The sequence below is a fragment of the Agrobacterium sp. CG674 genome, assembly GCF_053521645.1.
In genome coordinates, this window is record NZ_JBNWDZ010000004.1 from 489,203 (window position 1) to 514,100 (window position 24,898).

A 24,898-nucleotide genomic window follows, 5' to 3' on the forward strand; every position below is an offset into this window, starting at 1 on the left:
AATATTGTCTCCCCGGCCGTCTCACGACGCAGCTTGCTCGCCTTCATTAGTACGGGAGTTGCCATGGCGGCATTGCCCGACCGCACCGTTGCGGCAGGGCCTCCTGTCGCAAGACTTTTCGTCACGGAAAGCGGCAAGGGCCGGAACGTCATCCTCCTTCATGGTTGGACAACGGACTCGCACGACTGGAGCTGGCAGCTACCGGTATTGGAGAGCCGCTATCGCACCATCGCCGTGGACCTGCGGGGGCATGGCAGGTCCGAGGTCATGCCATCTGGATCGTATTTGCCAGCGGACTACATCGCGGATCTCGAAGCGCTAATGTTTACAAGCACCAGGGCGAGAAGTTCGTGCTGATCGGACACTCGATGGGTGGACAACTGGCCGCCCACCTCGCAGCCAAACGCCCCGATCTCGTTGAGGCCGTGGTATCAATTGATGGGTCTTTGGGGTTTGCGGATGCCCTGGCACCCGTATTCCAGACCATGACCAGCGACCTCAAATCTGGCGATCCGAGCGTGATCGTACCGCCCCTCTTCGACCTTTTCTACGATCCCGCTACATCCCCTGCGCTCAAGCGTTGGCACGCTCGCCGGGTACAAGGCATGCCACCGCATGTCGTCCGCGAGTCCTTCGGCCCTTTGTTCGTCGGGCCGGATCAGGTTGGCGTGGGGCCGCAAAGCGAGCGGTTTTGCCGGCAGTTGACCACACCCATTTACCATCTATGTCGCGATCAGGCACAGGCCGAGCGTATGCGACCTTGGTTCTCCAACCCACGAGCAAAAGTGGATGTGTGGAAGGACGCTGGGCACTTCATCATGCAGGACCGGCCCGACGATGTTAATGCCGCACTGACCGCCTGGATCGACACACTCTAGGGTATTTGCGATTTCATTTGATCGCGCCTTGCCACGAAAAAGCCGCCCTCGCGTATCTTGGGATCATCAGGCCGCACCGGCATAGCATCCGCGACCTCATCGTCGAGTTCGAAGTCGATTGTGGAAGGCTCGCCGTTGTATACGCTGCGCCTGGTTTCGTAACAGATCGTCATTCGGCAAAAGTCGCTGGCTTCACAGGCCCGCTGTTCGCTAATCTGGTGATGATCTATCAGATTAGCGACAGCGTTTCCGCCTTGTTGCGGGCGTCACCAGCTCTTTCCCAAAATGTCTTTTAAACAGTCCCGAGCATCGCTTAGGCCAGAAGCCACTTCGACCTCGCGTTCTCGTCCTCCAGCGCCTTCCGCCGCTTCGCCTCCAACACGTTCATGCCGCCGAATGTGGTCTTCCATTTGTAGATGCTGGCATCGCTGACGCCAGTCTTGCGGTAAAGCTCCGAGACCGGCGTGCCTGCCTCATGCTCCGTCAATATCTCGATAATCTGCTCGTCTGTGCGCTTCATTCTCTGGTTCTGAGAACTGTAACAGTCGTCGCAGATGAGCGGCCTATGGCTGCAGTCCAGCACAGCGCGCCGTGTTTTGGATATGCGCTTCCATTTCACTGCGAGCCAGAGCGCCATCGTTTGCTCTCAAGGCAGCGATGATACGGCGGTGTTCTGCAATGGATTGGCGCATTCTTTCCGGATCAGTGATCGGGATTGGCTGGCGCTGGGTTTCGGTGACCTGATCCCGTACGGTCTGGTAAAGCGCTTTCAGCATGGTGTTGGAGCAGGCAGAGACGATGATGCCGTGGAATTCCAGATCGGCATCGACATTGGCGAGCAGGTCTTGATTGGCCCAGCAATCCTCCATGGTCTTGGTTGCCTTTTCCATCTTTTCCAATTGCGTTTGCGAAAGACGTCCAGCGGAGAGACGCGCGATTTCACCTTCCAGCAGGATACGGGTCTGGAAAACATCGAAAACGGAATAGCTTTCCGAATAACGCCATGGCGCCATGTGCCCCACTTGGCCTGCGGTTCCATCAGCGGCGGCAACGAATGTCCCGCGCCCGGCTTCCGTTTTTAGTAGGCCTAAAGTTTCCAAGGTGAGCAGCGCTTCTCTAAGAGACGCCCGGCTAATGCCAAATTTTTGGGAAAACTCGCGCTGTGACGGGATCTTTTCCCCAGCCTTCAGTTGGCCAGCCTGTATCATGGCCTGGATCTCGCGGGCTACAGATTGTGGCACTAGCGTCTTGTTGAGCATTCGATCCCTGTTTCCCTAAAGCCACCCCGGCCTTTCGATATATTTTTCAAGACGCATCTTGCAAAGCATAAAAGCACATGCTTCTTTGGTCGGACTGGTCTGACCAGTTAGACCAACGTAGATTGGCTTAAAACATAAAACAAGGGGTTCTCCAATGCATCACGTCTCGCGCATCAAAAGCACACTTCTCGCCGGGCTGGTTTCAGCGCTTGGCGTGTTCAACGTTCAGGCCGCCGATTTGACCGTCGGGGCCAATATCGGCAACGTTCCATGGGAATTCGAAGATGCCAGTGGCAAGGTCACCGGCTTCGAAGTCGATCTGGTCAACGAGATTGCCAAGCGCCTCGGCAAGTCGGTTGAGTTCGTCAACACACCGTTCAACGGTCTGTTTCCCGCTGTCCAATCCGGTCGGATCAATATGGCCATTTCATCGATCACCATCACCGAAAAGCGCCTGGCATCCGTTACCTTTGCGCAGCCCTATTATGACAGCGACCAGTCTTTGACGGTCACAGCCGCTTCCGGCATCACGGGTCTCAAGGGGATGGGCGGCAAGGTCGTCGGCGTCGATACGGGGTCGACCGGTGACATGTGGGCCGAAGCCCATAAGGCCGAATACAAGCTTGGCGAAATCCGCAAGTTCGAAGGCTTGCAGCCCGCCATGCTTGATCTCGTTGCAGGGCGTGTCGATGGCTATATTTCTGATATTCCTGCCCTCCTCTACTATGCCAAGGACAAGCCAGAGCTGAAGGTCGTCGAGCGCATTCCGACCGGCGAAAAGTACTCGATCATGTTCAACAAGGGTGATCCGTTAGCCACCGAAGTCAACAAGGTTATCACCACGCTGAAGGGCGAAGGCTTCATCGCCAAGCTGCATGAGACATGGTTTGGCGCAAAAGCCGAGGATACGACATCGACCGTCGCTGTTCTTGACATGCCGAAGGCCAAGTAAGGCTTGAACCACATCTGGCGGGACCCATCGCGTCCCGCCAGATTTGAAAGGGAGCCTCCTTGGCATGAACCTCATCAATACCTTCTTCAATGTTCCCGTGTTTCTCAACAGCCTGCCGCAGCTGCTATGGGGTCTGGTTGTCACAATCCAGATCGGCGTCACCAGCATCCTTTGCGGCCTTATCGGCGGTCTGTTCCTGGCAGTGGCACGGCTTTATGCTCCAGCGTTCTTCAAACTGCTGATCCGCATCTACATCGACATTTTCCGGTCGATCCCGCTGCTGGTGCTGTTGATTGTCGTTTACTACGCACTGCCCTTTGTCGGTATCAGGCTGTCACCATTTCTGTCAGCGGTTACTGCACTATCGCTTGTTTCTGCGGCCTATACGGCAGAGATCTTTCGCGCGGGCATCGAGGCGGTACCCCATGGACAGTTCGAGGCATCCGCAGCCCTTGGCCTTTCTAACCGAAACACCATGGTCGATATCATTCTGCCGCAGGCTATCCGCATCGTCATTCCTCCGCTGACCAACAACTGCATCAACGTCATGAAGGACACAGCCCTTGCCTCGGTGGTTGCCATGCCGGACCTGTTGAAACAGGCAACGCAAGCGCAAGCACTCAACGCAAACCCAACCCCGCTGATCGGGGCTGCACTCATTTATATAGCGCTTCTCTGGCCGATGGTTGCCATCGTGGCACGTCTTGAAAAGCACTTCAGCCGGGGGAAGCGTTGATGGAAAAGCAGAGTGCACCCCTCATTTCCATCCGCGAGCTGACGAAGGCCTATGGCACATTCACCGTGCTGCACGGCATTGATCTCGATGTGGCAGAAGGGGAAGTCGTCTGCGTCATCGGCCCCTCCGGTTCAGGCAAGTCGACGCTCATACGCTGCATCAACCATCTGGAAGCCTTTGCACCTGAAAGCACGATCACGGTCGATGGTATTCGCGTTGCTCCGGGACCAGTGCTCGCCAGGGTGCGCGCAGAGGTCGGCATGGTTTTCCAATCCTTCAACCTCTTCCCGCACATGAACGTTCTGAGAAACGTCATGATTGCGCCCATGCGGGTGCGAAAAACCCCTGAAGCCGAAGCAGAACGCAAGGCACGCGAGCTTTTGGCACGCGTCGGCATTTCAGAGCAGGCAGAAAAATTTCCCGGCCATCTCTCAGGTGGTCAGCAGCAACGTGTCGCCATTGCCCGCGCTCTTGCCATGGAACCACGCGTTCTCCTGTTCGATGAGCCAACATCGGCGCTTGACCCGGAGATGGTGGGCGAGGTGCTGGATGTCATGCGCAAGCTGGCTGGCACAGGCGTCACCATGGTGATCGTAACCCACGAAATGGGTTTTGCACGGCAGGTGGCAGACCGCGTCATCTTCATGGATGGCGGCAGGTTGGTGGAGTCAGGCACGCCAGCGGAGATTTTCGATAACCCACAAGAGGCGAGAACGCGCGGCTTCCTTCGCGCCGTCCTCAATCATTGAATAAAAAAATTCGGGAGACACCAGCTATGACCACCACTTCACCGCTTAACCTCGATTATGTGCGAAGCCAGTTTCCAGGACTTTCACGCGGCTGGACATTTTTCGACAATGCAGGCGGATCGCAAATTCTCAAGGGCGCGTTAGAGCGCATCAATACGTTTCTCATCGAAAAGAACGTGCAGATCGGCGGCTCTTACGAGGTCTCACAAAGTGCAGCCAGCGCGCTTTATGAGGCGCGTACAGCCGCCATGCATCTGGTCAATGCATCGAGACCAGAAGAGATCGTGTTCGGCAATTCAACCACCGCCTTGCTGCAAAATCTTGCCCGCGCCATGCTGAGCCAATTGTCAGCAGGCGACGAAATCATCGTCACCGTCAGCGACCACGAATCCAACATCGGACCCTGGGACCGGTTGCAGGATGCGGGCATAGTGCTGAAATTCTGGCCACTGAACAAGGAAACCCTGACGCTTGATCTGGCTGACCTTCAGCCTCTGATGAGCGAACGGACCAGGATGGTTTGCGTTACCCATGTCTCAAACATTCTTGGCTCGATCAATCCAATCCGCGAGATAGCCGATTTCGTGCATGCGCGTGGGGCAAAGATTTGCGTCGATGCCGTGGCATATGCGCCGCACCGCGCCGTGGATGTGCAGGCCTTTGATGTCGATTTTTATGTCTTCAGTCTCTACAAGACCTACGGTCCGCATTATGCGCTGATGTATGGCAGGTACGATCTGCTGCTAGAACTTGATACGCTCTACCATTATTTTTACGGCAAGGACAAAGTGCCGGGCAAGCTGGAACCGGGCAACCCCAATTATGAGCTAGCCTATTCCACCTGCGGTATCGTTGATTACCTGACTGCACTGGGTGAGCAGGCGGGGGAGACCGGCACGGTGCGCCAAAAAATTGAAGCCGCCTTTTCAGCCATTACGGCACAGGAAAATCTGTTGACCGAACGGCTGCTGATCTACCTGCGCTCCCGCAACGATTGCCGGATCGTCGGCCAAATATCTAACCTTGGGGATACCCGTGTGCCGACGATTGCATTCCGTATCGATGGTCGCGAGGCGGGCGCGCTTTGCAAGGCGATGGACGGCGAACACATCGCCATGCGCTTTGGCGATTTTCATTCGAGACGGCTTGCCGAATATCTCGAACTTACCGACCATGGCGGCATGCTGCGGGTGTCGATGGTGCATTACAACACGCTGGAAGAGGTTGATCGCTTTACGGCTGCACTCGATCACATTCTGGCAAGCGATGCGGGATTTGCGAAAGCAAGTTGAGCGGTGAAAAGCATAGGGGACATGGAATGATGCGTTTCGATACGGTGATCATGCACGGAACCGTGGTGACGGCAAGCGACACCTTCGTCAGCGATGTCGGCATCAAGGATGGGCGGATTGCAGCGCTCGCCGCTGAGCTGACCGATGCCGACGAGGTGATCGATGCCACTGGTCTTTTCGTCCTGCCCGGCGGCATCGATAGCCATGTCCATCTCGACCAGCCGTCTGGCGACGGCATCGTCATGGCCGATGATTTCGACAGCGGCACCCGCTCGGCGGCCATCGGCGGAAACAGCACGGTTCTTGCCTTCTGCATGCAGGAAAAGGGGCAGTCTCTGCGCGAAGCGCTGAAGGTCTATCATGCAAAAGCTGATGGCAAATGCCATGTCGACGTGTCCTTCCACCTTGTCATTACAGATCCGACTGCAGAAGTGCTGGGACAGGAACTTCCAGCGCTGGTGGAGGATGGTTACACCTCGCTGAAGGTTTTCATGACCTATGAAGGCTTGCGGCTTCGCGATGACGAGATTCTCGCGACGCTGGATACGGCTCGACGCACCGGCGCTCTGGTGATGGTCCATTGCGAAAACGAGGACGCCATTCGCTACCTGATCGGGCGTCACGAGGAAGACGGCAAGTTCGAGCCGAAATACCACGCCACGACGCGTCCCATCGCCGCCGAACGGGAGGCAACCCACAGAGCACTGTCGCTTGCCGAAATCGTCGATGTGCCGATCGTCATCGTTCACGTCTCCAACCGCGAGGCCATGGAAGAAATCCGTCGGGCACGCCAGCGCGGCCAGAAAATTGTGGGAGAAACCTGCCCGCAATATCTGATGCTGACGGCCGATGATCTCGATCAGAGCGAGATGGAAGGCGCAAAATATGTCTGCTCACCTCCCCCTCGCGACAAGGCCAGCCAGGATGCCTGCTGGGAAGGCATCGAACAGGGTGTGTTCGATCTGTTCTCCTCCGATCATTGCCCGTTCCGTTTCGATGACCCGGAAGGAAAACTGAACGAGAAGGGCAAACGCCATTTCCGCTGGATACCGAACGGCATTCCCGGCGTTGCCACACGCCTACCAATCCTGTTTTCCGAAGGCGTTATGAAAGGCCGGATCGACCTCAACCAGTTCGTTGCGATCACCTCTACCAATCACGCCAAACTTTACGGCCTCTATCCACGCAAGGGCACAATCGCTGTCGGTGCAGATGCCGATATCGCATTGTGGGACCCGAACAAACGCGTCACCCTCACCAACGACATGCTGCACCATGGCGCAGATTATACGCCGTATGAAGGGCTCGATATCCGTGGATGGCCGATACGCCTGCTGTTGCGCGGCAAGACGATCGTGGAGGACGGGGATTTTATTGGCCCGACCCCAAACGGGAACTATCTGCCGCGCGAGCGATCATCGCTAACTCGGCAGCGTTCTCAAGCACTGATCTGAGTTCGAAAAAGCACGTGGTCCGAGGATTGCGAATTGCCCGGCATCAAGTCGATGCAAGCAATTCTGCTACCCGACAATCGTTTCGAAAAGTTGCGGCCTTGGACGGACGAAGGTTTTGCGTCCTGCTTTCCAGCCAGCCAGGGTCTGCGCGCCGGATCGGATGGCGCTGCGGTGGTCCCGGGCGTCAAGTATGACGATGTCGGCCACCGCGCCGACAGACAATCCGTAGGGTATTCGCTTAATCTTCGCCGCATACGCGCCGACCATGTGGAAAACAGCGTCTATATCTTCATCGCGGGAAAGCTGCATGATGTTGGCATAGAGATTGGCCATCCGCCCCAACGAGGCATCTCCGAATGGGGTGAAGGGATTGAGGATGTTGTTGGTCGCGATTGCAGCCTCAACTCCCTCTTTCAGCAAGAGATGCACAGGCGTAACGCCGCGCGGGATGTTGAACTGCTGTTCGCGTCCCATCAGAAAAAGATCCGTGGCGGGCAGCACCGTGACGGCAATTCCGGCAGCGGCAATCTTGCGTGCGATAATTGAACGTGCTGCCGGATCAAGCGCGGAAAGGTTGGTGACGTGGCCAATCGTGACCCGGCCACCATAGCCGTTTGCAAGTGTGGCCTCGATGACCGCTGGCAGGTCTGTCTTTTTCGGATCGAGGCTGAAGTCCAGATGGAAATCCACATCGACATCATGCTTTCGCGCTAGCGCGAATATCCGCTTGATGTGTTCTTCCGGTCGAGGGTCGGTATAGGGGCAACCGCCGATGAGATCGGCCCCGGTGCGCAGCGCCTCGTCCAGCATCCCCTCTGTTTCGGGCTCCTGCGTAAGCCCTTCCTGCGCGAATGCGCAAATCTGGATGTCCATTGCAAATTTGAACCGCTCACGGACCCGCTTGATCGCTTCGAACGAGCGCATTCCAGCGCGGGGATCGATCTCCACGAAGGTGCGCATGCGGGTGGTGCCATGAACGATGGCTTGCCGAACGACAGCAGACGCACGTTCAAAAACATCTTCTTCAGAAAATCCTGTCTTGGCTTTTGCCGTTTCGCGTACGGCTTCTTCCAGAGTACCAGCGCAGATCGAACAGCGATCCATAATGCAGGCCTTATCGAGATGGACATGACAATCCACAAAGCCGGGAAAAGCAAAATTGCCCTCCACATCGTCCTCGATAATGGCATCGCAGCGGATGTCTGAGCCAATCGCAGCAATGCGACCGTCCTTGACGGCGATATCCACCGGCCCTCGCTGATCTGCCAGTTGCGCGTTTCGAATGACCAGATCGACGTGCATATCTGCCCTCAAATGCCGATGGCGGACCCATCGCTGCGCGGATCATGCGCACCGTCGATCCCGCCTTCACTGTTCATGCGGATAATCCCCGCTTGCCCGGCAAGCGCGCTGAGCGCGGGAATCGCAATGGTTTCGTGGCCCATGGAATGCAGTGCCCCGATAACCTCTTCACCAATCGATGACTCGATCTTGAGATTATCCCGGCTATCGGAAAAGGTTCGTCCGAGCAGAAACCGGGGCGCAGCAAGTGCCGAAAGCGGGTCGAAACCATGGTCGATCAGAAGGCTCAGCAGCAGTGCCAGCGTCTGAGGTTGCCCATCGGCCCCTTGCGTTCCGTAGAGAAGATGTGGCTTACCGTGTTTCAGACCGATGCCGGGATTAAGTGTGTAGAATGGTCTTTTACCCGGGGCGAGCTTGTTGGGGCTTGTTGGATCTGTGCTGAAGGCCGCGCCGCGATTTTGCCAGAGAATGCCGGTGTCGCCCACCAGCACACCGCTTCCCCAATCGTAATAAGTGCTTTGGAGCACGCTGGCACAACGGCCCTCATGATCCACTGCAGCGAGATAGACCGTGTCGCCGGTCTGATGAACTACGGGCCATGGCTGGGCGACATGCCGGTCAATGGCCGCCGCCTTGCCCGAAAGTGCTGCGTCATTCAACGCGTCAGCGCACGCCTGCTCCACGAAATCGGGGTCGGCGATGGCACCCCGGTCAAGGAAGGCCTGCTTCACAGCCTCGACGCACAGATGATAAAACTCGGCTGAGGACGGCTCGACATTGCCCATCTCAAAATGCGCAAGGATACCCATGATGGCGAGCGTGGTTATGCCTTGCGTTGGCGGTGGTGGCGCGAGGAGTTCGACGCCACGATAGGCCATGGAGATGGGTTCGACCATCTTCGCTGCCGTCTTTCGCATGTCGCTAAGGCGAATGGGGCTGCCTGCAGCCTCAAGACCGCTGACAATGCGCTGGGCAAGCTCGCCCTCGTAAAACTCCCGGTGACCATAAAGAGCGATCTGTTCCAGAACGGCAGCCAGTTGCGGTTGCCGCTGAACACCTTCAGCCGGGAAATGGGTAGCGACGCCGGGCCATGTGGAAATTTCGGCGGCACGAAATTCATGCCAGTGTTTCTGCGATTGGCTGACTGGAAACCCATCCGCGGCCAACTCAATCGCGTCCGCCAGCAATGTGGCCATGCTCTCGGTTCCCTGCCAATTCTCGCAGGAGTAACGCAATGCCTCGCCCCAGCTATCGACAAGTGCCGCTGTTGTCAGAGCCGAGAGTGGGCCGCGGCTCGGAATGGCATCCAGTACAGGCAGATGCTCCGCAGCCTGACCGATGCCCATGATGGTCTGCCGACGACCGGAACCATCCGCCACGATCCAGACCGCATCTCCGCCCAGCCCGCAAAAATGCGGATAGAGCACAGTCAATGCGGCACCGGCGGCAATCACAGCCTCGATCGCCGTTCCTCCACGCCGCAAGACCTTTGCACCCGCTTCACTCGCCGTGTGATGCGGCGTTGTGACCATGCCCCTATTCGAGCGGGCCACCGTGTTTTCCGACTGCCGCATGGATGCTCCTAATCGGATACGGAAATGTAACGGCTGAGAATCTCGGTGATGTCGGGACCATCGTCCTTGTCGTCCACCTTGGCACGGTCTTCAACGGCATGAAGGTGATGATCCATGATGCGGGTTGCGGTCTCGGCATCGAGGTTTTTCAATGCCTCGATCAACTGGACATGCTCATCGATACCGCATTCGGCAGAGTGCGGGCGTCCGAAACGCGCGAGAATGAGCGAGGAGCGCGAAACAATCTGGCTGATGAAATCTATCAGTAGCTTGGAGCCCGTCAGTTCGGCGAGCAGAATGTGGAACTCACCAGCAAGCCTGATCGACCGGGGTGACGATGCCTGTAGAGCGCGCTCCTCTTCATGCACATGGCTGATCAAAGCATCGATGCCGTCTCTTGGCATGCGCTTGCACAGGCGGCCTATCACTTCCCGCTCAAGGCAGCGCCTCAGCGCAAAGACCTCTTCCGCTTCTTCCAATGTCGGCATGGCAACCGCTGCACCGCGATTGGGTTTGATCTCCACCAAACCATCCGAGGCAAGGCGCAACAAGGCGTTTCGGGCGCTCGTTCGGCTGACACCGAATGTGTCGCCGATGGAATCCTCTGGCAACTTCGTTCCCGGCTTCAACGCCTGCTCAAGAATGGCGCGGCGAAGAGAGGCGTAGATCGCGTCACTTCTGCTGAGATTTGTCGACATAAAATGCGCTCTTTGTCTGGATGCAATTTCTTTCCATATCGCATGGGTAATTGCGAAAATCCATACCCATAAATTGCATGCAATTTTCTATTGCTTTTGCATTCTTGCTGATTTAGCGTTGATCATAGTTTGCGAAAAAGAGCTAATAAGCCATTTGCAGCTACGGGTTTCAACAGCATTCATTCCAAAACGCGGCAGATCGCCGATAGGATTGAATGCAATCCGAGGGGATCTATAAATGCAATTTTCCAGAACTTTGATGGCCGGTGCGGCGCTGCTGGCGCTCGCGATGCCATCGTCTGCGGCTACCTTAAAATGGGGCGCTTCCCGCGATATCAGTTCGCTTGACCCATATTCCTATGGCGACAGTTTTGCTCTTGGTGTGCTCAACCACTCCTACGAAGGATTGATGCGCTATGACCGAAACCTGAAGATCGAACCTGCACTTGCAACATCCTATGAAATCATCTCACCGACCACATGGCGCTTTAAACTCCGCGAAGGTGTGAAGTTCCACAATGGAGCCGATTTCACGGCAGACGATGTGCAGGCATCGCTCGTGCGTGCGACAAACCCTAAATCACCCCTTCGCGGTAACATCCCCGCCTATAAGGGCTCCCGCGTCATCGATGCCCACACGATAGAGATCGACGTATCTGCCAACTATCCGCTGCTCCTCAACGACTTGACCACGATCTACATTTTCGATGCGGGCTGGCTGAAGGACAATAATGCTGAAGCGCCGACCGATGTTGGTTCTGGCACTGAAGGCTACGCCACCTATCATGAGAACGGCACCGGCCCCTTCAAGGTGGAAAGCCGCCAGCCGGATGCAAAAACCGTTTTCGTGAAATATGACGGCTGGTGGGACAAGCCTGAGCACAACATAGACCGCATCGAGCTTACGCCGATTGCCTCCAGCGCCACCCGCGTAGCCGCACTTCTATCCGGCGACATCGACTTCACGGATCAGGCACCGGTGCAGGATTTGCCGCGGCTTGAAGCTGCCTCCGGGCAGGTGAAACTTCTGGAAGGAACCGATCTGCGCACCGTCATGATCGGCTTCAGCCAGCGTGACCAGTTGCTATCGGGTGCGCCCAACCCGATGAAGGATCTGCGCGTTCGACAGGCCATGCAGCTCGCCATCGATCTGGATCTGATCCAGAAACGCGTGATGCGCGGCAAGTCCCGCAATGCTGGCGCACTCGTGGCACCGCAGATACCAGGATATGACGCCGCACTCGACCAACCGGTGAAGGCCGATCCCGAAAAGGCGAAAGCACTTCTCAAAGAGGCAGGTGCCGAAGGTTTCGAGTTTGAGTTCAACTGCGCTGACACCTTGGTCAACGAAGAGCAGATGTGCCAGGCCGTCGCGTCCATGTGGTCTCGGGTTGGTCTCAAGCCGAAACTGGACCAAGGCACGCGCGCCGTTCAGACACCGAAACGATCTGCGGGCAAGGTGGATGTCTATACACTCGGCTGGGCCACGTTGCCCATGCTGGATGCCTACAGCCTGACCTCGCAGGTTCTCCACACCAAGGAAGGCTCGTTCGGCATTTTCAACTGGGGCGGCTGGTCGGATAAGGAATTCGACAAGGTGACAGAGGCCTCAGCAGTCGAACTTGACACAACAAAACGCCTTGCACTCGAGGCACAATCGCTGAAAATCGCAAAAGATCATGCACTGATGATCCCGCTCCATCAGCAACCGCTGGCCTGGGCCACAAGCGCCAAGATCGCCGACTTCCCGCTGTTTTCGGATAACCTGCCCCGATTGTGGCTGGTGAAAATGTAAAGCCGATCCCCGCCAATATTCTGGCGGGGACCTTCCTTCGCGTGGGCCAGATCAAGGACATTTCACCATGCTTGCTTTCCTCATCAAGCGGATCGGCAACGCCGTTCTCGTGATGCTGACGGTTGCTTTCTTTGCCTTTCTCATCTTCCGGTTCCTGGGAGATCCCGTCGAGATGATGGTGAACGAAAGCGCGACCCAGGTGGACCGCGATGAATTGCGCGGACGCCTCGGCCTGAACGATGGCTTCTTCGTGCAATATGTTCGCTTTGTCGCAAATGCCGCGCAGGGTGAATTCGGCCTGTCCTGGCGCAATCAGCAGTCCGTGCTGGGTCTTATTGCAGAGCGATTTCCGGCCACCTTCGAACTGGTCATCATTGCCACCATACTGTCTCTCGTTATCGGCATACCGCTGGGTGTTTTCACCGCCATCGGCCGTGGAAAATGGTGGGCGGAAAGCCTTCAGTTCAGCTCTATCATCGGCGTATCCCTGCCCAGCTTTCTCGTCGGCATTCTCCTTATCCTCGTCTTTTCCGTCACGCTTGGCTGGCTGCCCGGCTATGGGCGAGGCGATGTGGTGCGCATCGGCTGGTGGTCCACGGGGCTGTTGACGCCTTCTGGCCGCGCCGCTGTCATCCTTCCGTCGCTGTCGCTCTCCCTTTTCCAGATCACGCTCGTCATGCGGCTGGTTCGGGCGGAAATGCTGGAAACTTTGAGAGCAGACTTCATCAAATTTGCCCGTGCACGCGGCGTGAAAAGGCGAGCTCTCTGGTTTCGCCACGCGCTCAAGAACTGCCTGATGCCTGTTGTTACCCTGACCGCCATGCAGGTCGGCAATCTCATTGCCTTTGCGCTTGTCACTGAAACGGTTTTCCAATGGCCTGGCATGGGAATGCTGTTCATGCAGGCTGTCACCTTCGTCGATATCCCGGTCATGGCGGCCTATCTGTGCATCGTATCCTTCATTTTCGTTACGCTGAATACCTTCGTCGATATCGCCTATGCGGTCATCGATCCGCGTCTGCGCGCCGCGTGACAGGAGCCAACTCATGACCGCCATCGAGCCAACACAAACAGCGACCAGGCCATCGCGCTTTTCACGATTGCTGCAATCCGATCTGGGGTGGAGCTTTACCCATCACCCATCCGCGATCATTGCCGCGCTCATGCTTCTGCTGCTGATCGCGTCAGCCTTTCTGGCCCCGTTATTTACGGTGCAGAACCCCTATGATCTGGCCTCTCTCGATCTGCTGAACGCCGAGATCCCGCCGATCTGGATGGAAGACGGCCAATGGCCATACATTCTAGGCACTGACGTTCAGGGCCGCGATCTCTTGTCGGCCATCCTTTATGGATCGCGGGCATCCATCATCATCGGCGCTGCCTCCGTGGCAGTCTCGCTTGTCGTCGGCGCGACACTCGGGTTGATTGCCGGCTACCACGGCAAATGGGCCGACAGTCTTTTGATGCGCGCAGGCGATGTACTTTTATCCATGCCGACAATGCTCATCGCCATTCTCGTCTCCGCACTCGCCCGGCAGATGCTGCCGCCCTATCTGCGTGAAGCAGGGGCATCAGGCGTCATCGTCTTTGCGATCTCGCTGTCTGCGTGGGTGCAATATGCACGGACAGTGCGGGCGCAGACCATGGTCGAGCGCAACAAGGAATATGTGCAGGCGGCGAGACTGATCCGCGTGCCGACTTGGCGCATCATGCTGAAGCATATCCTTCCCAACACCACGACGCCCCTGCTGGTCACAGCAACGCTGAACTTCGGTCTTGGCATCCTGATCGAGGCGACGCTGTCTTTCCTGGGCGTTGGTATGCCGCCAGAGCAGCCATCGCTGGGAACGCTAATCCGTATCGGAAACCAATATCTGTTTTCAGGTCTGTGGTGGATCGTCCTTTTCCCCGGCCTCCAGCTCTGCCTGCTCGTTGTCTCCATCAACGTGCTCGGTGACTGGTTGCGCGACGCCCTTAACCCAAAATTACGCTGAGGCATCTGATGACTGATCTTTTGATTACCAACGCCAGACCCATGGGCGGCGCAAAAACCGATATCCTGATCAAGGATGGGCGCATTGCCAAGATGGGTGAAAATCTCACGGCCTATGGCGTCGCAGTCGAGGATGCAGGTGGCCGCATCGCCATTCCCGGTCTGGTCGATGCCCACACCCATCTCGACAAATCGCTGCTGGGCTATCCATGGTACGTCAACACGGTTGGCCCGCGTTTGATCGACAAGATCGACAATGAGCGCGCAGTGAAGCGTGAATACGGTCTCGACGCGCACGTTCAGTCAATGCGGCAGTCATTGCAATCGGTCGGTTACGGTACAACGCTCATCCGTACCCATGTCGATATCGATACCGACCAGGGACTTGTCGCACTGGAAGGTGTCATGGAAACGCAGCGTCAGCTTGCGGACATCGTTGAAATCGAAATCGTCGCTTTTCCACAATCCGGACTGATGCGCAGACCCGGCACCGCCGATCTTCTGGACAAAGCCATGGTGATGGGAGCCGATCTAGTCGGCGGACTTGATCCTTGCGGCATGGATCGTGATCCGAAAGGCCATCTCGATACGATCTTCGCGATTGCCGACAAACACGGAAGGGGCATCGATATCCATCTGCATGAAGGCGGAGAACTTGGCGCTTTCTCGATGGAGATGATTTTCGAGCGCATCCGCGCCATGGGCATGCAGGGCAAGGTCGCGGTCAGCCATGCGTTCTGCCTTGGCCTTCCCGACTGGAACGTGTCTCAAGCACTGATCGACACATGCGCAGAGCTCGACGTCCCGATTTTCACCACGGCACCGCCATCCCGCGAAGTGCCGTCTCTGAAACGCCTTTATGCTGCGGGGGTACGCTTCGGTGCCGGTGTTGACGGCTTCCGCGACACATGGGGGCCCTATGGCAACGGAGACATGCTGGAACGTGCCATGCTGCTGGGCATGAAGAACAATCTGCGCCGTGATGATGAGCTTGCCATGGCGCTCGATGTTTGCGCCACCGGCGGTGCTTTGGCGATGGACCGCCCGGCGCACGCGCTTGAGGTGGGCGGTCGAGGCGACGTCGTTCTAGTCGAAGGTGAAAGCGTCGGCGAAGCGATTGTCACGCATCTGCCGCGCAAACTTGTTGTCACCGCTGGCAACATCGTTGCACGCGATGGCGCAAGCCTGAGAGCACGACCATGATGGAAGAAGACTGGTCCACTCTGCCCCTCGGCAAACGTCCGCCCGGTCGGTGGGCGCTTGCTGCGCGTCACGTCATTGCCGATCTGCCTGAAGGCAGACGCCTCATCACCGGCGGCGAAGTCGTCATCGAGAATGACCGCATCCTCTGGGTTGGGTCCCGCTTCGAAGGCGAATTGTCCGCACGCTATGACATGGGCGAGGCCCTGATCGGTCCCGGCTTTGTCGATCTGGATGCCCTGTCCGATCTCGACACCACCGTGCTTGCGATGGACAACCAGCCGGGTTGGAAGAAAGGGCGTGTCTGGCCTTCCGATTACGCCGCACGGGCCTATGAGATGTATTCGCCAGAGGAACTGGCTTTTCAGAAGCGTTACGCGTTTGCGCAATTGCTGCTCAACGGCATCACATCGGCACTGCCAATCGCATCGCTTTTCTACCGCGCATGGGGGGAAACGGTCGCCGAATTCGAGGCTGCCGCCATCGCTGCAGAAGACCTCGGCCTCCGGGTCTGGCTGGGACCGGCCTATCGCACAGGCGGCGTCATCCTTGACCAAGCGGGTGCCATGCAGCCTGTCTTCGATGAGGAGCGGGGACTTAGAGAGCTTTCTGATGCGGCCGCCTTTGCCAAAAGGGTTCACGGCACGGGCAATGGTCTGATTTCCGGCATGTTCGCACCGGACCGTGTGGAAACCTGCACGCAGGAACTCCTGCGCCTTACATTTGCCTATGCCGATGATCTGGATATGCCCGTACGCCTGCATATGGCGCAGGGAGAAATGGAGTTGCAAACCGTTCAGCGGCTGTATGGCACCACAGCGCCGCAATGGCTCGATAATCTCGGCTTTCTATCATCCCGCCTGATCGCACCGCATGCGACAGTTGCGACGGACGACGATCTGGCTCGCTATGCTGCAAACGGCGTCACCGTTGCCCACTGTCCGCTTGTGTCTGCGCGGCATGGCTCGTCTCTGAAATCCTTCTCCCGACTGAAGGCGACAGGCATTCGCATCGGCATGGGAACGGATACGGCACCGCCAGACATGGTGTTGAACATGGCCGTTGGTATGATGGCAAACAGGATAGCGGAGGGACGTGGCGATGCGGGATCGGCAGCGCAGTTTTACGATGCAGCCACTCTTGCCGGGGCAGACGCCCTGAAACGACCTGATCTCGGACGTCTCGCGCCCGGTGGCAAAGCCGACATCGCCGTATTCGACATGGCAGACAGGATGATCGCGCCGCGCATTGATCCGATCCAGACCCTCGTCTATGGCGCAACCGGTCGCGTCACCCGCGCGACAATCGTCGATGGGCGGCTTTCCATGCGGGATGGACAAGTCGCCGGGATCGATCTGGCAGCAGCACGGGGCCAGGCGCAGCAGCAATTCGACCGCCTGATCGAACGCTATCCCGAGCGCACCTTCGGCCATCCACCGGTGGAAGAAATTTTCCCGCCAAGCTACCCCTCCCATCAAAGCGAGGTGTCTTCATGAACACTTCCAACCCACCTCCCACCCTTGAGGTCAAAGGCCTGTATGTCGAGTTTCCGACCCGCAGTGGCGTTCTGACTGCATTGTCCGATGTATCTTTGACCATCGCGAAAGGAGAGATTCTCGGTGTCGTCGGTGAATCCGGTGCCGGGAAATCCATGACCGGCATGGCGGTTCTCGGCCTTCTCGAACCGCCGGGGCGCGTTGCATCCGGCGAAATCCATATTGGTGGAAAGCGCACAGACAATCTAAGCAATGAGGAGATGGAGAGCGTGCGGGGTCGCATGGTGGGTGCCATATTTCAGGACCCGCTGACATCGCTCAATCCCCTCTTCTCCGTCGGTCAGCAGCTCATCGAAACCATCCGTCTGCATTCTGACCGAAACCGGACGCAAGCGCGTCTTCACGGCGTTCACCTTTTGCAACAGGTGGGCATTCCCGGTGCTGAAGAGCGCATCGACCATTATCCGCACCAGTTTTCCGGCGGCATGCGTCAGCGTGTTGTCATTGCCTTGGCATTGGCAGGAAATCCGCAGCTGATTATCGCAGATGAGCCAACGACAGCGCTTGATGTTTCGATACAGGCGCAGATCACCAGCCTGCTGCGCAAGCTCTGCCGGGAACAGGGTGCCGGTGTCATGCTGGTCACGCACGATATGGGCGTAATCGCTGAGACCGCAGACCGTGTGGCGGTCATGTATGCCGGTCGCATCATCGAGATCGGCGCGGTCGAAGATGTCATCGCCCGCCCCAAACATCCTTATACGCAGGGCCTGATGGGTTCCATTCCAGCGCTTGGTGCGCGTGTCGAGCGTCTCACGCAGATCGACGGCGCGATGCCACGGCTCAATGCCATTCCCAACGGCTGCGCCTTTAATCCGCGCTGTCGCTCGGTCGGTCCACGCTGTCTCAAAATCCGCCCGGCACTGGTTCCGCAAGCCAATGGTGCCGTTGCCTGCCTGCTTCATGATGGAGGTGTTGCATGAGAAGCTCCAAGAACGCGCTTGAAGTTGACCAATTGACGCGGGTGTTCGATGTCTCGACGCCTTGGCTCAACCGGGTGATCGAGCGCAAGCCGAAACGGTATCTGCACGCCGTGCAGGACGTCACCTTTATTGTCCAGAAAGGCAAGTGCCTGGCACTGGTGGGGGAGTCTGGATGCGGAAAATCGACGGTAGCGCGGCTGGTAACAGGTCTATACGCGCCAACCGAGGGTGCCATCGTCTTTGCGCCTGCCAGTGACGGCAAGCCTATGGAAGCTCAGATGATATTTCAGGACCCGCATGCGAGCCTTAACCCGCGCTGGCGCGTCGGCGATATCATTGCCGAACCCATCCGCGAATTCGGCCTCCGTGACAGTGCAGAGGCTGTGACCCAGCGTGTTGCCGATCTGCTCACGATCGTGGGTCTTTCGCCCGATGACATAAGGCGTTATCCGCATGAGTTTTCTGGCGGCCAGAGGCAGCGCATTTCGATTGCGCGTGCCTTGGCAAGCGAGCCGGAATTCCTTGTCTGCGACGAGCCGACATCGGCGCTGGATGTCTCCGTGCAGGCGCAAATCCTCAACTTGATGCGAAAGCTTCAGGACGAGCTTGGACTAACCTACCTGTTTATCAGCCACAACCTGGCCGTCGTGCGTCACATGGCAGACCGGATTGCGGTCATGTATCTCGGCAGAATTGTAGAAGAAGCGGATACGGAGGCGCTCTTCGCCAATCCGCAGCATCCCTACACGAAGCTGCTGCTACAGACGATCCCGGATGTCGCCTCCCCCAATCGCGACCGTGCATTGATGGGCGGCGAACCACCCAGTCCGCTCGACCCACCGAAAGGCTGCGCCTTTCACCCACGCTGTCCCCTTGCCGCAGATATTTGCAGCCGGGAGGCCCCGATTTCACGCGAGCGCCACGGCGGTGGTGTTGTCGCCTGCCACATGGCGCCGCTTTAGCAGGCGCCGCCATCCCGACGTCGAACACGTTATAGATTGCTTCAGGAGTTTAATAAGCATGACAAAGACTGTCTTCACCAATGCCAAACTGGCTGACGGCCTGCTGCACAATGTCACTGTCGAGCAAGGACAGATTACGTCCATCGAACCTGCCGGATCAGATGCCGCTTCAGCTTCAATTGTCGACATTGCCGGGGATATGCTTGTACCGGGCTTCGTCGAAGGACATATCCATCTGGACACCAGCTTCTACGGCGACACATGGATGCCGCACCGCCCCTGCACCAACGGCTTCGACGTGCATGAGCGGGTTGCATTCCAGGCGGAAAACATGGCTATCGCTGCACCGATGGACAAACGCGCACGCGACCAGCTCGATCTATGCATCGGCAATGGCACGCTGCATATGCGCAGCCACGTCATGGTGGATGGCTCCGTCGGGCTGAAATCACTGGAGACCATTCTGGCGGTTCGTGAAGACTACAAGGATCTCATCGACATCCAGCTCGTCGCTTTTCCCCAGAGCGGCATTTTGAAAAGCCCTGGGACGCCGGAACTCCTTGACGAAGCGATCAAACTCGGCGCGGACCTTGTGGGCGGTCTTGATCCCGCTAGCTTCGACCGAGACGTGAACGGCCATCTCGATGTCGTTTTCGGCGTGGCTGAAAAGCATGGGGTCGACGTGGATATCCATCTCCACGATGCCGGAAGCATGGGTGCTTTTACAATCGAGGAGATTTGCGCGCGCACGGTGGCGCTTGGCATGCAGGGCCATGTCGCGATCAGTCACGCCTACGGGCTCGGCGATCTCGCGCCCGACGCAGCCCGCAAGATAGCCGGGACCATCGCAAAAAGCGGCGTATCGATCATGACAAACGCACCCGGCAATCACACTTTCCCGCCCGTGGCTCTCCTGCGCCAAGAAGGCGTCACCGTCTTCAGCGGTAGCGACAACATCCGCGATTCCTGGTGGCCCTATGGCGATGGCGACATGCTGCACCGCGCAGAGATCATCGGCTACCGCTCCGGCTTCTACACCGACGAGGACCTGCAAGCTGCATTCGACATCGTCACGAGCGAGGGAGCGAAAGCGCTTCGCATAGACAATTACGGTATTTATGTTGGCGCAAAAGCTGACTTCGTAACGTTTTCCAGCACCTGTATCCCTGAAGCGGTCGTCGCGTTTCCAAAAAATCGCAAGGTATTCAAAGCCGGGAAAATGGTAGCAAATGGAAACGAAAAGAGCAGGGACGCTAAAGGCGCGTTCAGGCCAGGTTGCCCGTGAGCTAAAACCGGTCGCGAAAGCCGCAGTCATCGCGGTGACGAACCTAGGCACCGCTTCATAAGGATCCACCGAACCTGTTTGGCGGCCTGAATACGTCCGGAATATACACCCAGCAATATTTTTTCCCTACTCACCGTAACAGATCGAATGCTCGTTAGTCCTTTGTGTAGCCGGTCCAAAGGGCCAAAATTTCGCAAGGATCCGCATGGTGTCGACCTATCAAAAGCCCGCACCGAGCAGCCGTAACTGGACACGGCCAAAGCGGTTCGACCGCAACCTGATTGTCATTGGCGCAGGATCTGCGGGGCTTGTCTCGGCCTATATCGCCGCTGGCGCAAAAGCGAAGGTGACCCTGGTCGAAGCACACAAGATGGGTGGCGACTGCCTCAATTTCGGATGCGTGCCATCCAAGGCGTTGATCAAGAGCGCAAAGATCGCGCACCAGATGCGCCATGCCGACCACTACGGCTTGCAATCGGTCGAGCCCAAGGTACCATTTTCCGCCGTGATGGAGCGGGTGCACAAAGTCATCGCCGAGATCGAACCCCATGACAGTGTCGCGCGCTATACATCTCTGGGGGTCGAAGTCCTTCAAGGCTATGCAAAGCTGATAGATCCCTGGACGGTAGAGATCGCCTTGAACAATGGGGCCAGCCAACGCCTGACAACACGCGCAATCATCATCGCGACCGGCGCGCAACCCTCCGTGCCCCCTCTTCCCGGCATCGACGAGGTTGGCTATCTCACCTCGGATAGTTTGTGGGACAAACTGCGCGGCCGAGATGAAGCGCCAAGGCGGCTGGTGGTGCTGGGCGGCGGGCCGATCGGCTGTGAGCTGGCGCAGAGTTTTGCACGGTTGGGGTCTGAGGTCACCCAGATTGAGATGGCGCCGCGCCTGATGATCCGCGAGGACGAAGACGCTTCCTCGCTTGTTGAGGCCTCCATCAAGGCCGACGGCGTGCAGGTGCTGACGAACCACAAGGCGGTGGCCTGCGGGGTCGAGGCTGGCGAGAAGTGGATCGAAGTCGATCATGCCGGCGAGAAGCGACGTATTGCTTTTGACGAGATCATCGCAGCTGTCGGGCGCGCGCCGCGCCTGAAAGGCTTCGGGCTGGAAGAACTCGGCATCAAGGTGGACCGCGTGGTCGAAACCAACGAATACTTGCAGACGCTACACCCAAATATCCTGGCTGCCGGTGATGTGGCCGGGCCTTACCAGTTTACCCATGTGGCGGGGCATCAGGCCTGGTTCGCCGCCATCAATGCACTTTTCGGCGATCTCAAGCGCTTCAAGGCCGACTATAGCGTCATTCCATGGGCAACCTTCACCGATCCGGAAGTGGCACGCGTCGGCCTGTCGGAAGCCGAGGCCAGGCAGAAAAACATTCCCCATGAGGTCACGCGCTTCGGGATCGACGATCTCGATCGGGCGATTGCCGACGGGTCTGCGCGGGGCTTCGTCAAGGTTCTGACGGTGCCCGGCAAGGACAGGATCCTGGGAGCAACAATCGTCGGAGAGCATGCTGGCGACCTGCTGGCCGAATTCGTCTTCGCCATGAAGCACGGACATGGCCTTGGCAAGATCCTCGGCACCATCCACATCTATCCAACACTCGCGGAGGCCAACAAGATGGTCGCTGGCCAGTGGCGTCGCGACCACATCAACGGCGTCCTGCTGTCGCTGTTGGAACGCTTCCAGACCTGGAGGCGCGGATGATCGACGCGCGCATCCTGCCGCTGCAACGTGCCGCCCTTCAGCCTGTGGCAGAATTCCTGGCACATCGCGGCGTACGGGCAGACATCATCAGCCTTACGGGGTTCGTGGCTGGCCTCGGCGCGTTCGTGGCCTTGAGCTTCGGTCAATGGGCACTGGCGTTGTCACTCATCCTCGTCAATCGTCTGTTTGATGGGCTAGACGGCGCCGTCGCCCGCCTCCAGGGACCGACGGCTCGCGGGGCCTTTCTCGACATCGCACTCGACATGGTATTTTACGCGCTCATCCCGCTCGGTTTTGCGGTGCAGGCACCGGAAACCCATGCGCTGCCGGCCGCCGTGCTGATCGTTTCCTTCGTCGGAACAGGCTCGTCATTTCTCGCCTTTTCCGCTGTTGCGGCAAAGCTTGGCAGGAAAGCCGCAGATTTTCCGACCAAGGGCATCTATTACGCAGGTGGATTGGCGGAAGGTTTCGAGACGATTGCAGTCTTCGTCGCCATGTGTCTCTTCCCCTCAAAGTTCAGCGTGATCGCCTACGGATTTGCGGCGCTTTGCGCCGTCACCACTGTCATTCGCTGGCGGCAGGCATGGGTCGCTTTTTCTGGGGCTGAGCCATGAGCACACAAGGCATGCCGCCCATTCAAGACGGTACTTGGCCAGATGCAATGTCAGAGGTGTTTATTGACGCGATCAAGGGCGTTGCGCACGCTCACCCGGCCCCGGTGGAGAAGTACGCGCATGTTGCCTTCACTCATGCCGAGAAGAGCGCAAACCTCCTTGGGCTCAAGTTCCTGATGACCGCGCAGGATGAGCACGGCGCGCTGTGCCGGCGGAAGCGCATCAATGGCCGCCTCGACATGTTCAAGAACCATGCGGCCCTCAACATGTCTGTCCGGCGTCAGCTCATCCCAGAGTTGGGGCATGTTGCGCCAGCGACCGCGTCCGTCAAACGCGTCTGCAAGGCCGTCACCATTGCTGGCATCGTCGAAGAAAACAATGCGACCCTGACGCTTGGTGAAGGTCCGGGCCTTGTTGATCAAAATGGTGTAGATCCAGCCTGCCAGAGAGCTTCTTGCCTCGAAAAGCTCTATCCGGCTAAGGACCGCCAACCATGTATCCTGGACAACTTCTTCGGCCACGTGCCGGGTTTGGACGATACCGGTAGCGAAACGGATCATCGCTGCATTGTGGCGTCGAAACAGGCGCTCGAAGGCTGCCTGATCCCCTTCGAGCAGACGTCGCAGCAAATCCTGCTCGCCAATCTCCGTGTTCCCCACCAGCTCTCCAATCGATGTCCGCAAGCAGCTAACAGAAATATCGTTCTAAAAGTCCAGCGAGATCTGGGCAGATCAAGCCATTGTGACGCCGAACTCGGTTCGATCTCAAGCAATACGAGCCAGATGAGCCATGACAGCCTTCAACAATCCATTCATGGTATGCCGATAATTCTGCGGCAACGTATCGATACCGCCTCTTTCGGCTTCTCTGTCTATGATTGGTCCCTCAACGATGTCTGACCAGAACACATTAGGCAAGAATAGTCGGCGTCTTTTGCGGCTTGCCCCTCTCGGGATCGTGGTGCTGGGCCTTGCGCTTGGCTATGCCTTCGGCCTGCAGAACTATCTCAGCCTCGGCTATCTTGCCGAACAACGGCAAGCACTGAGAGCCTATGTGGACGCCAATATGATTTGGTCGGCGCTGCTGTTCATCGGCGTCTATATCCTTGCAGTCGCCTTCTCGTTCCCGGCCGCCTCGATCCTGACGGTCTTCGGCGGCTTCCTGTTCGGCTGGCTGTTGGGCGGGTCGCTCGTCGCGGTTGGCGCGACGATAGGTGCGTCCATCCTGTTCATGGCCACTCGCTCTGCCTTCGGGAGTTTCTTGCGCCACAGGGTCGACGGGGTGGTGAAGAAGCTTGCCGACGGCTTTCGCGAAAATGCGTTTGGCTATCTCTTCGTCATCCGGCTCGCCCCGGTTTTTCCCTTCTTCGTGGTCAATATCGCAGCGGCGCTTTTCGATATCAGCCTTGCCCGCTTTGTCGCAGCAACCTTTTTTGGCATCCTGCCGGGCACATTCGCATATGCCTATCTCGGCCAGGGTGTCGACAGCGTACTGATCGCAGCACAGGAAGCAGGACGTCAGGCGCAGATTTCTGACCTGGTGACCCGCGAGATCACGCTGGCCTTCTTTGCACTGGCTGTGGTGGCGCTCATACCAACCATCGTCAAGCAGGTCCGTCAGCGCAGGGGTACCCTTTGAGCCAGCCAAGTTCACAACAAGGATTGATCTGATGTTCCGATGCAGTGAAGTCGCTGAACGCGCCAGCCTTCTCGTCGACGGAGACCTCGGGCCATGGCAACGCTTCAACATGAAGCTGCACCTCGCCATGTGCCGCGGATGCCGCGCCTTTATCGCGCAAATGCGGATCACCCGCGACCTGACGCACATGACGGGCGTAGCGGAAGGTCAGCACATCAGCCCGCAGATTGAGGCGGCCCTGGCGCAGAGGAGATCACGATCCATCGGCAAGAGTTGAGTATCCGAGAGCGCCTTAGCAGCTAAATCACGCGGGGACGGGGC

At 57.8% G+C, this 24,898-nt stretch carries 22 protein-coding genes and 2 pseudogenes; 18 read left to right on the forward strand and 6 right to left on the reverse strand.

Going from position 1 to position 24,898, the window contains the following annotated elements:
- Positions 1–63: 63 nt before the first annotated feature.
- Positions 64–878, forward strand: a pseudogene (locus tag ACQZ51_RS14635) (alpha/beta fold hydrolase).
- A 146-nt stretch (positions 879–1,024) separates the two neighbouring features.
- Here ACQZ51_RS14635 and ACQZ51_RS14640 read toward each other — a convergent pair.
- A pseudogene (locus ACQZ51_RS14640) lies at positions 1,025–1,398 on the reverse strand (transposase); the annotation flags it as partial.
- 43 nt (positions 1,399–1,441) lie between these two features.
- Complete coding sequence (locus ACQZ51_RS14645; RefSeq protein ID WP_448778248.1) at positions 1,442–2,137, reverse strand: FadR/GntR family transcriptional regulator; 696 nt, start codon at positions 2,135–2,137, stop codon at positions 1,442–1,444.
- Between the two features lie 154 nt (positions 2,138–2,291).
- Here ACQZ51_RS14645 and ACQZ51_RS14650 point away from each other — a divergent pair, with 154 nt between their 5' ends.
- The 5 genes from ACQZ51_RS14650 (at position 2,292) to hydA (ending at position 7,320) form a co-directional block, all read left to right on the forward strand.
- Positions 2,292–3,089, forward strand: a complete 798-nt coding sequence (locus ACQZ51_RS14650) for an ABC transporter substrate-binding protein (protein ID WP_448778250.1) — start codon at positions 2,292–2,294, stop codon at positions 3,087–3,089.
- Between the two features lie 64 nt (positions 3,090–3,153).
- Positions 3,154–3,825 (forward strand): amino acid ABC transporter permease, encoded by a 672-nt coding sequence (locus tag ACQZ51_RS14655; protein WP_192064944.1) that lies wholly within the window; start codon positions 3,154–3,156, stop codon positions 3,823–3,825.
- Positions 3,825–4,574, forward strand: coding sequence for an amino acid ABC transporter ATP-binding protein (locus ACQZ51_RS14660; RefSeq protein ID WP_448778253.1), 750 nt, complete (start codon positions 3,825–3,827; stop codon positions 4,572–4,574). Before ACQZ51_RS14655 ends, ACQZ51_RS14660 begins: the two co-directional genes overlap by 1 nt.
- A gap of 26 nt (positions 4,575–4,600) precedes the next feature.
- The gene (locus ACQZ51_RS14665; protein ID WP_448778254.1) at positions 4,601–5,866 is read left to right on the forward strand and encodes a cysteine desulfurase-like protein; all 1,266 of its coding nucleotides are present in this window, start codon (positions 4,601–4,603) and stop codon (positions 5,864–5,866) included.
- A 29-nt stretch (positions 5,867–5,895) separates the two neighbouring features.
- Positions 5,896–7,320 (forward strand): dihydropyrimidinase, encoded by a 1,425-nt coding sequence (gene hydA, locus ACQZ51_RS14670; RefSeq protein WP_448778347.1) that lies wholly within the window; start codon positions 5,896–5,898, stop codon positions 7,318–7,320.
- Positions 7,321–7,386: 66 nt separating this feature from the next.
- Here the strand turns inward: hydA and ACQZ51_RS14675 are convergent, their stop codons facing one another.
- Genes ACQZ51_RS14675 through ACQZ51_RS14685 form a run of 3 tightly spaced genes read right to left on the reverse strand, consistent with a single transcriptional unit; the run spans position 7,387 to position 10,894 of the window.
- On the reverse strand, positions 7,387–8,622 hold the full coding sequence (locus tag ACQZ51_RS14675) for an amidohydrolase family protein (protein ID WP_448778256.1): 1,236 nt from the start codon (positions 8,620–8,622) through the stop codon (positions 7,387–7,389).
- 8 nt (positions 8,623–8,630) lie between these two features.
- Positions 8,631–10,196, reverse strand: coding sequence for a gamma-glutamyltransferase family protein (locus ACQZ51_RS14680; protein WP_448778258.1), 1,566 nt, complete (start codon positions 10,194–10,196; stop codon positions 8,631–8,633).
- A gap of 8 nt (positions 10,197–10,204) precedes the next feature.
- Positions 10,205–10,894, reverse strand: a complete 690-nt coding sequence (locus tag ACQZ51_RS14685; protein ID WP_042618851.1) for a GntR family transcriptional regulator — start codon at positions 10,892–10,894, stop codon at positions 10,205–10,207.
- Positions 10,895–11,132: 238 nt separating this feature from the next.
- Between ACQZ51_RS14685 and ACQZ51_RS14690 the strand changes: the two genes are divergently transcribed.
- From ACQZ51_RS14690 to ACQZ51_RS14735, 10 genes are all read left to right on the forward strand, one after another.
- Positions 11,133–12,689 (forward strand): ABC transporter substrate-binding protein, encoded by a 1,557-nt coding sequence (locus ACQZ51_RS14690; protein ID WP_448778259.1) that lies wholly within the window; start codon positions 11,133–11,135, stop codon positions 12,687–12,689.
- 67 nt (positions 12,690–12,756) lie between these two features.
- A complete protein-coding gene (locus ACQZ51_RS14695) occupies positions 12,757–13,722 on the forward strand; it encodes an ABC transporter permease (protein WP_448778261.1) in 966 nt (321 codons plus the stop codon).
- Positions 13,723–13,735: 13 nt separating this feature from the next.
- Positions 13,736–14,683, forward strand: a complete 948-nt coding sequence (locus ACQZ51_RS14700; RefSeq protein WP_448778262.1) for an ABC transporter permease — start codon at positions 13,736–13,738, stop codon at positions 14,681–14,683.
- An 8-nt stretch (positions 14,684–14,691) separates the two neighbouring features.
- Entirely contained in the window at positions 14,692–15,885 is a 1,194-nt protein-coding gene (locus ACQZ51_RS14705) for an amidohydrolase family protein (RefSeq protein ID WP_448778264.1), read from the forward strand.
- Positions 15,885–17,378 carry an amidohydrolase family protein gene (locus ACQZ51_RS14710; RefSeq protein WP_448778349.1) on the forward strand — a complete coding sequence of 498 codons (1,494 nt, stop codon included), beginning with the start codon at positions 15,885–15,887 and terminating at the stop codon, positions 17,376–17,378. The genes ACQZ51_RS14705 and ACQZ51_RS14710 overlap by 1 nt, the downstream gene beginning before the upstream one ends.
- Complete coding sequence (locus ACQZ51_RS14715) at positions 17,375–18,361, forward strand: ABC transporter ATP-binding protein (RefSeq protein ID WP_448778265.1); 987 nt, start codon at positions 17,375–17,377, stop codon at positions 18,359–18,361. Before ACQZ51_RS14710 ends, ACQZ51_RS14715 begins: the two co-directional genes overlap by 4 nt.
- Entirely contained in the window at positions 18,358–19,323 is a 966-nt protein-coding gene (locus ACQZ51_RS14720) for an ABC transporter ATP-binding protein (RefSeq protein WP_448778267.1), read from the forward strand. The genes ACQZ51_RS14715 and ACQZ51_RS14720 overlap by 4 nt, the downstream gene beginning before the upstream one ends.
- Positions 19,324–19,381: 58 nt before the next feature.
- Positions 19,382–20,608, forward strand: a complete 1,227-nt coding sequence (locus tag ACQZ51_RS14725; RefSeq protein ID WP_448778269.1) for an amidohydrolase family protein — start codon at positions 19,382–19,384, stop codon at positions 20,606–20,608.
- Between the two features lie 205 nt (positions 20,609–20,813).
- Positions 20,814–22,325, forward strand: coding sequence for a dihydrolipoyl dehydrogenase family protein (locus tag ACQZ51_RS14730; protein ID WP_448778271.1), 1,512 nt, complete (start codon positions 20,814–20,816; stop codon positions 22,323–22,325).
- Positions 22,322–22,939: a CDP-alcohol phosphatidyltransferase family protein gene (locus ACQZ51_RS14735; protein WP_448778273.1), complete on the forward strand. Its 618-nt coding sequence runs from the start codon at positions 22,322–22,324 to the stop codon at positions 22,937–22,939. Before ACQZ51_RS14730 ends, ACQZ51_RS14735 begins: the two co-directional genes overlap by 4 nt.
- A gap of 50 nt (positions 22,940–22,989) precedes the next feature.
- Here ACQZ51_RS14735 and ACQZ51_RS14740 read toward each other — a convergent pair whose 3' ends face one another.
- A complete protein-coding gene (locus ACQZ51_RS14740) occupies positions 22,990–23,499 on the reverse strand; it encodes an RNA polymerase sigma factor (RefSeq protein ID WP_448778351.1) in 510 nt (169 codons plus the stop codon).
- 331 nt (positions 23,500–23,830) lie between these two features.
- On the opposite strand from ACQZ51_RS14740, the gene ACQZ51_RS14745 reads away from it, so the two are divergent.
- Positions 23,831–24,577: a TVP38/TMEM64 family protein gene (locus ACQZ51_RS14745; protein WP_448778275.1), complete on the forward strand. Its 747-nt coding sequence runs from the start codon at positions 23,831–23,833 to the stop codon at positions 24,575–24,577.
- Between the two features lie 31 nt (positions 24,578–24,608).
- Entirely contained in the window at positions 24,609–24,854 is a 246-nt protein-coding gene (locus tag ACQZ51_RS14750; protein WP_448778277.1) for a zf-HC2 domain-containing protein, read from the forward strand.
- Positions 24,855–24,898: the final 44 nt, after the last annotated feature.

Bases quoted from the DNA above. Each gene is read 5' to 3' on its own strand.
- ACQZ51_RS14675 (WP_448778256.1), bottom strand. From the start codon at position 8,622: ATGCACGTCGATCTGGTCATTCGAAACGCGCAACTGGCAGATCAGCGA.
- ACQZ51_RS14665 (WP_448778254.1), top strand. From the start codon at position 4,601: ATGACCACCACTTCACCGCTTAACCTCGATTATGTGCGAAGCCAGTTT.
- ACQZ51_RS14725 (WP_448778269.1), top strand. From the start codon at position 19,382: ATGACAAAGACTGTCTTCACCAATGCCAAACTGGCTGACGGCCTGCTG.
- ACQZ51_RS14685 (WP_042618851.1), bottom strand. From the start codon at position 10,894: ATGTCGACAAATCTCAGCAGAAGTGACGCGATCTACGCCTCTCTTCGC.
- ACQZ51_RS14645 (WP_448778248.1), bottom strand. From the start codon at position 2,137: ATGCTCAACAAGACGCTAGTGCCACAATCTGTAGCCCGCGAGATCCAG.
- hydA (WP_448778347.1), top strand. From the start codon at position 5,896: ATGCGTTTCGATACGGTGATCATGCACGGAACCGTGGTGACGGCAAGC.
- ACQZ51_RS14690 (WP_448778259.1), top strand. From the start codon at position 11,133: ATGCAATTTTCCAGAACTTTGATGGCCGGTGCGGCGCTGCTGGCGCTC.
- ACQZ51_RS14705 (WP_448778264.1), top strand. From the start codon at position 14,692: ATGACTGATCTTTTGATTACCAACGCCAGACCCATGGGCGGCGCAAAA.
- ACQZ51_RS14715 (WP_448778265.1), top strand. From the start codon at position 17,375: ATGAACACTTCCAACCCACCTCCCACCCTTGAGGTCAAAGGCCTGTAT.
- ACQZ51_RS14750 (WP_448778277.1), top strand. From the start codon at position 24,609: ATGTTCCGATGCAGTGAAGTCGCTGAACGCGCCAGCCTTCTCGTCGAC.
- ACQZ51_RS14710 (WP_448778349.1), top strand. From the start codon at position 15,885: ATGGAAGAAGACTGGTCCACTCTGCCCCTCGGCAAACGTCCGCCCGGT.
- ACQZ51_RS14720 (WP_448778267.1), top strand. From the start codon at position 18,358: ATGAGAAGCTCCAAGAACGCGCTTGAAGTTGACCAATTGACGCGGGTG.
- ACQZ51_RS14680 (WP_448778258.1), bottom strand. From the start codon at position 10,196: ATGCGGCAGTCGGAAAACACGGTGGCCCGCTCGAATAGGGGCATGGTC.
- ACQZ51_RS14660 (WP_448778253.1), top strand. From the start codon at position 3,825: ATGGAAAAGCAGAGTGCACCCCTCATTTCCATCCGCGAGCTGACGAAG.
- ACQZ51_RS14730 (WP_448778271.1), top strand. From the start codon at position 20,814: ATGGTGTCGACCTATCAAAAGCCCGCACCGAGCAGCCGTAACTGGACA.
- ACQZ51_RS14740 (WP_448778351.1), bottom strand. From the start codon at position 23,499: ATGATCCGTTTCGCTACCGGTATCGTCCAAACCCGGCACGTGGCCGAA.
- ACQZ51_RS14745 (WP_448778275.1), top strand. From the start codon at position 23,831: ATGTCTGACCAGAACACATTAGGCAAGAATAGTCGGCGTCTTTTGCGG.
- ACQZ51_RS14735 (WP_448778273.1), top strand. From the start codon at position 22,322: ATGATCGACGCGCGCATCCTGCCGCTGCAACGTGCCGCCCTTCAGCCT.
- ACQZ51_RS14655 (WP_192064944.1), top strand. From the start codon at position 3,154: ATGAACCTCATCAATACCTTCTTCAATGTTCCCGTGTTTCTCAACAGC.
- ACQZ51_RS14695 (WP_448778261.1), top strand. From the start codon at position 12,757: ATGCTTGCTTTCCTCATCAAGCGGATCGGCAACGCCGTTCTCGTGATG.
- ACQZ51_RS14700 (WP_448778262.1), top strand. From the start codon at position 13,736: ATGACCGCCATCGAGCCAACACAAACAGCGACCAGGCCATCGCGCTTT.
- ACQZ51_RS14650 (WP_448778250.1), top strand. From the start codon at position 2,292: ATGCATCACGTCTCGCGCATCAAAAGCACACTTCTCGCCGGGCTGGTT.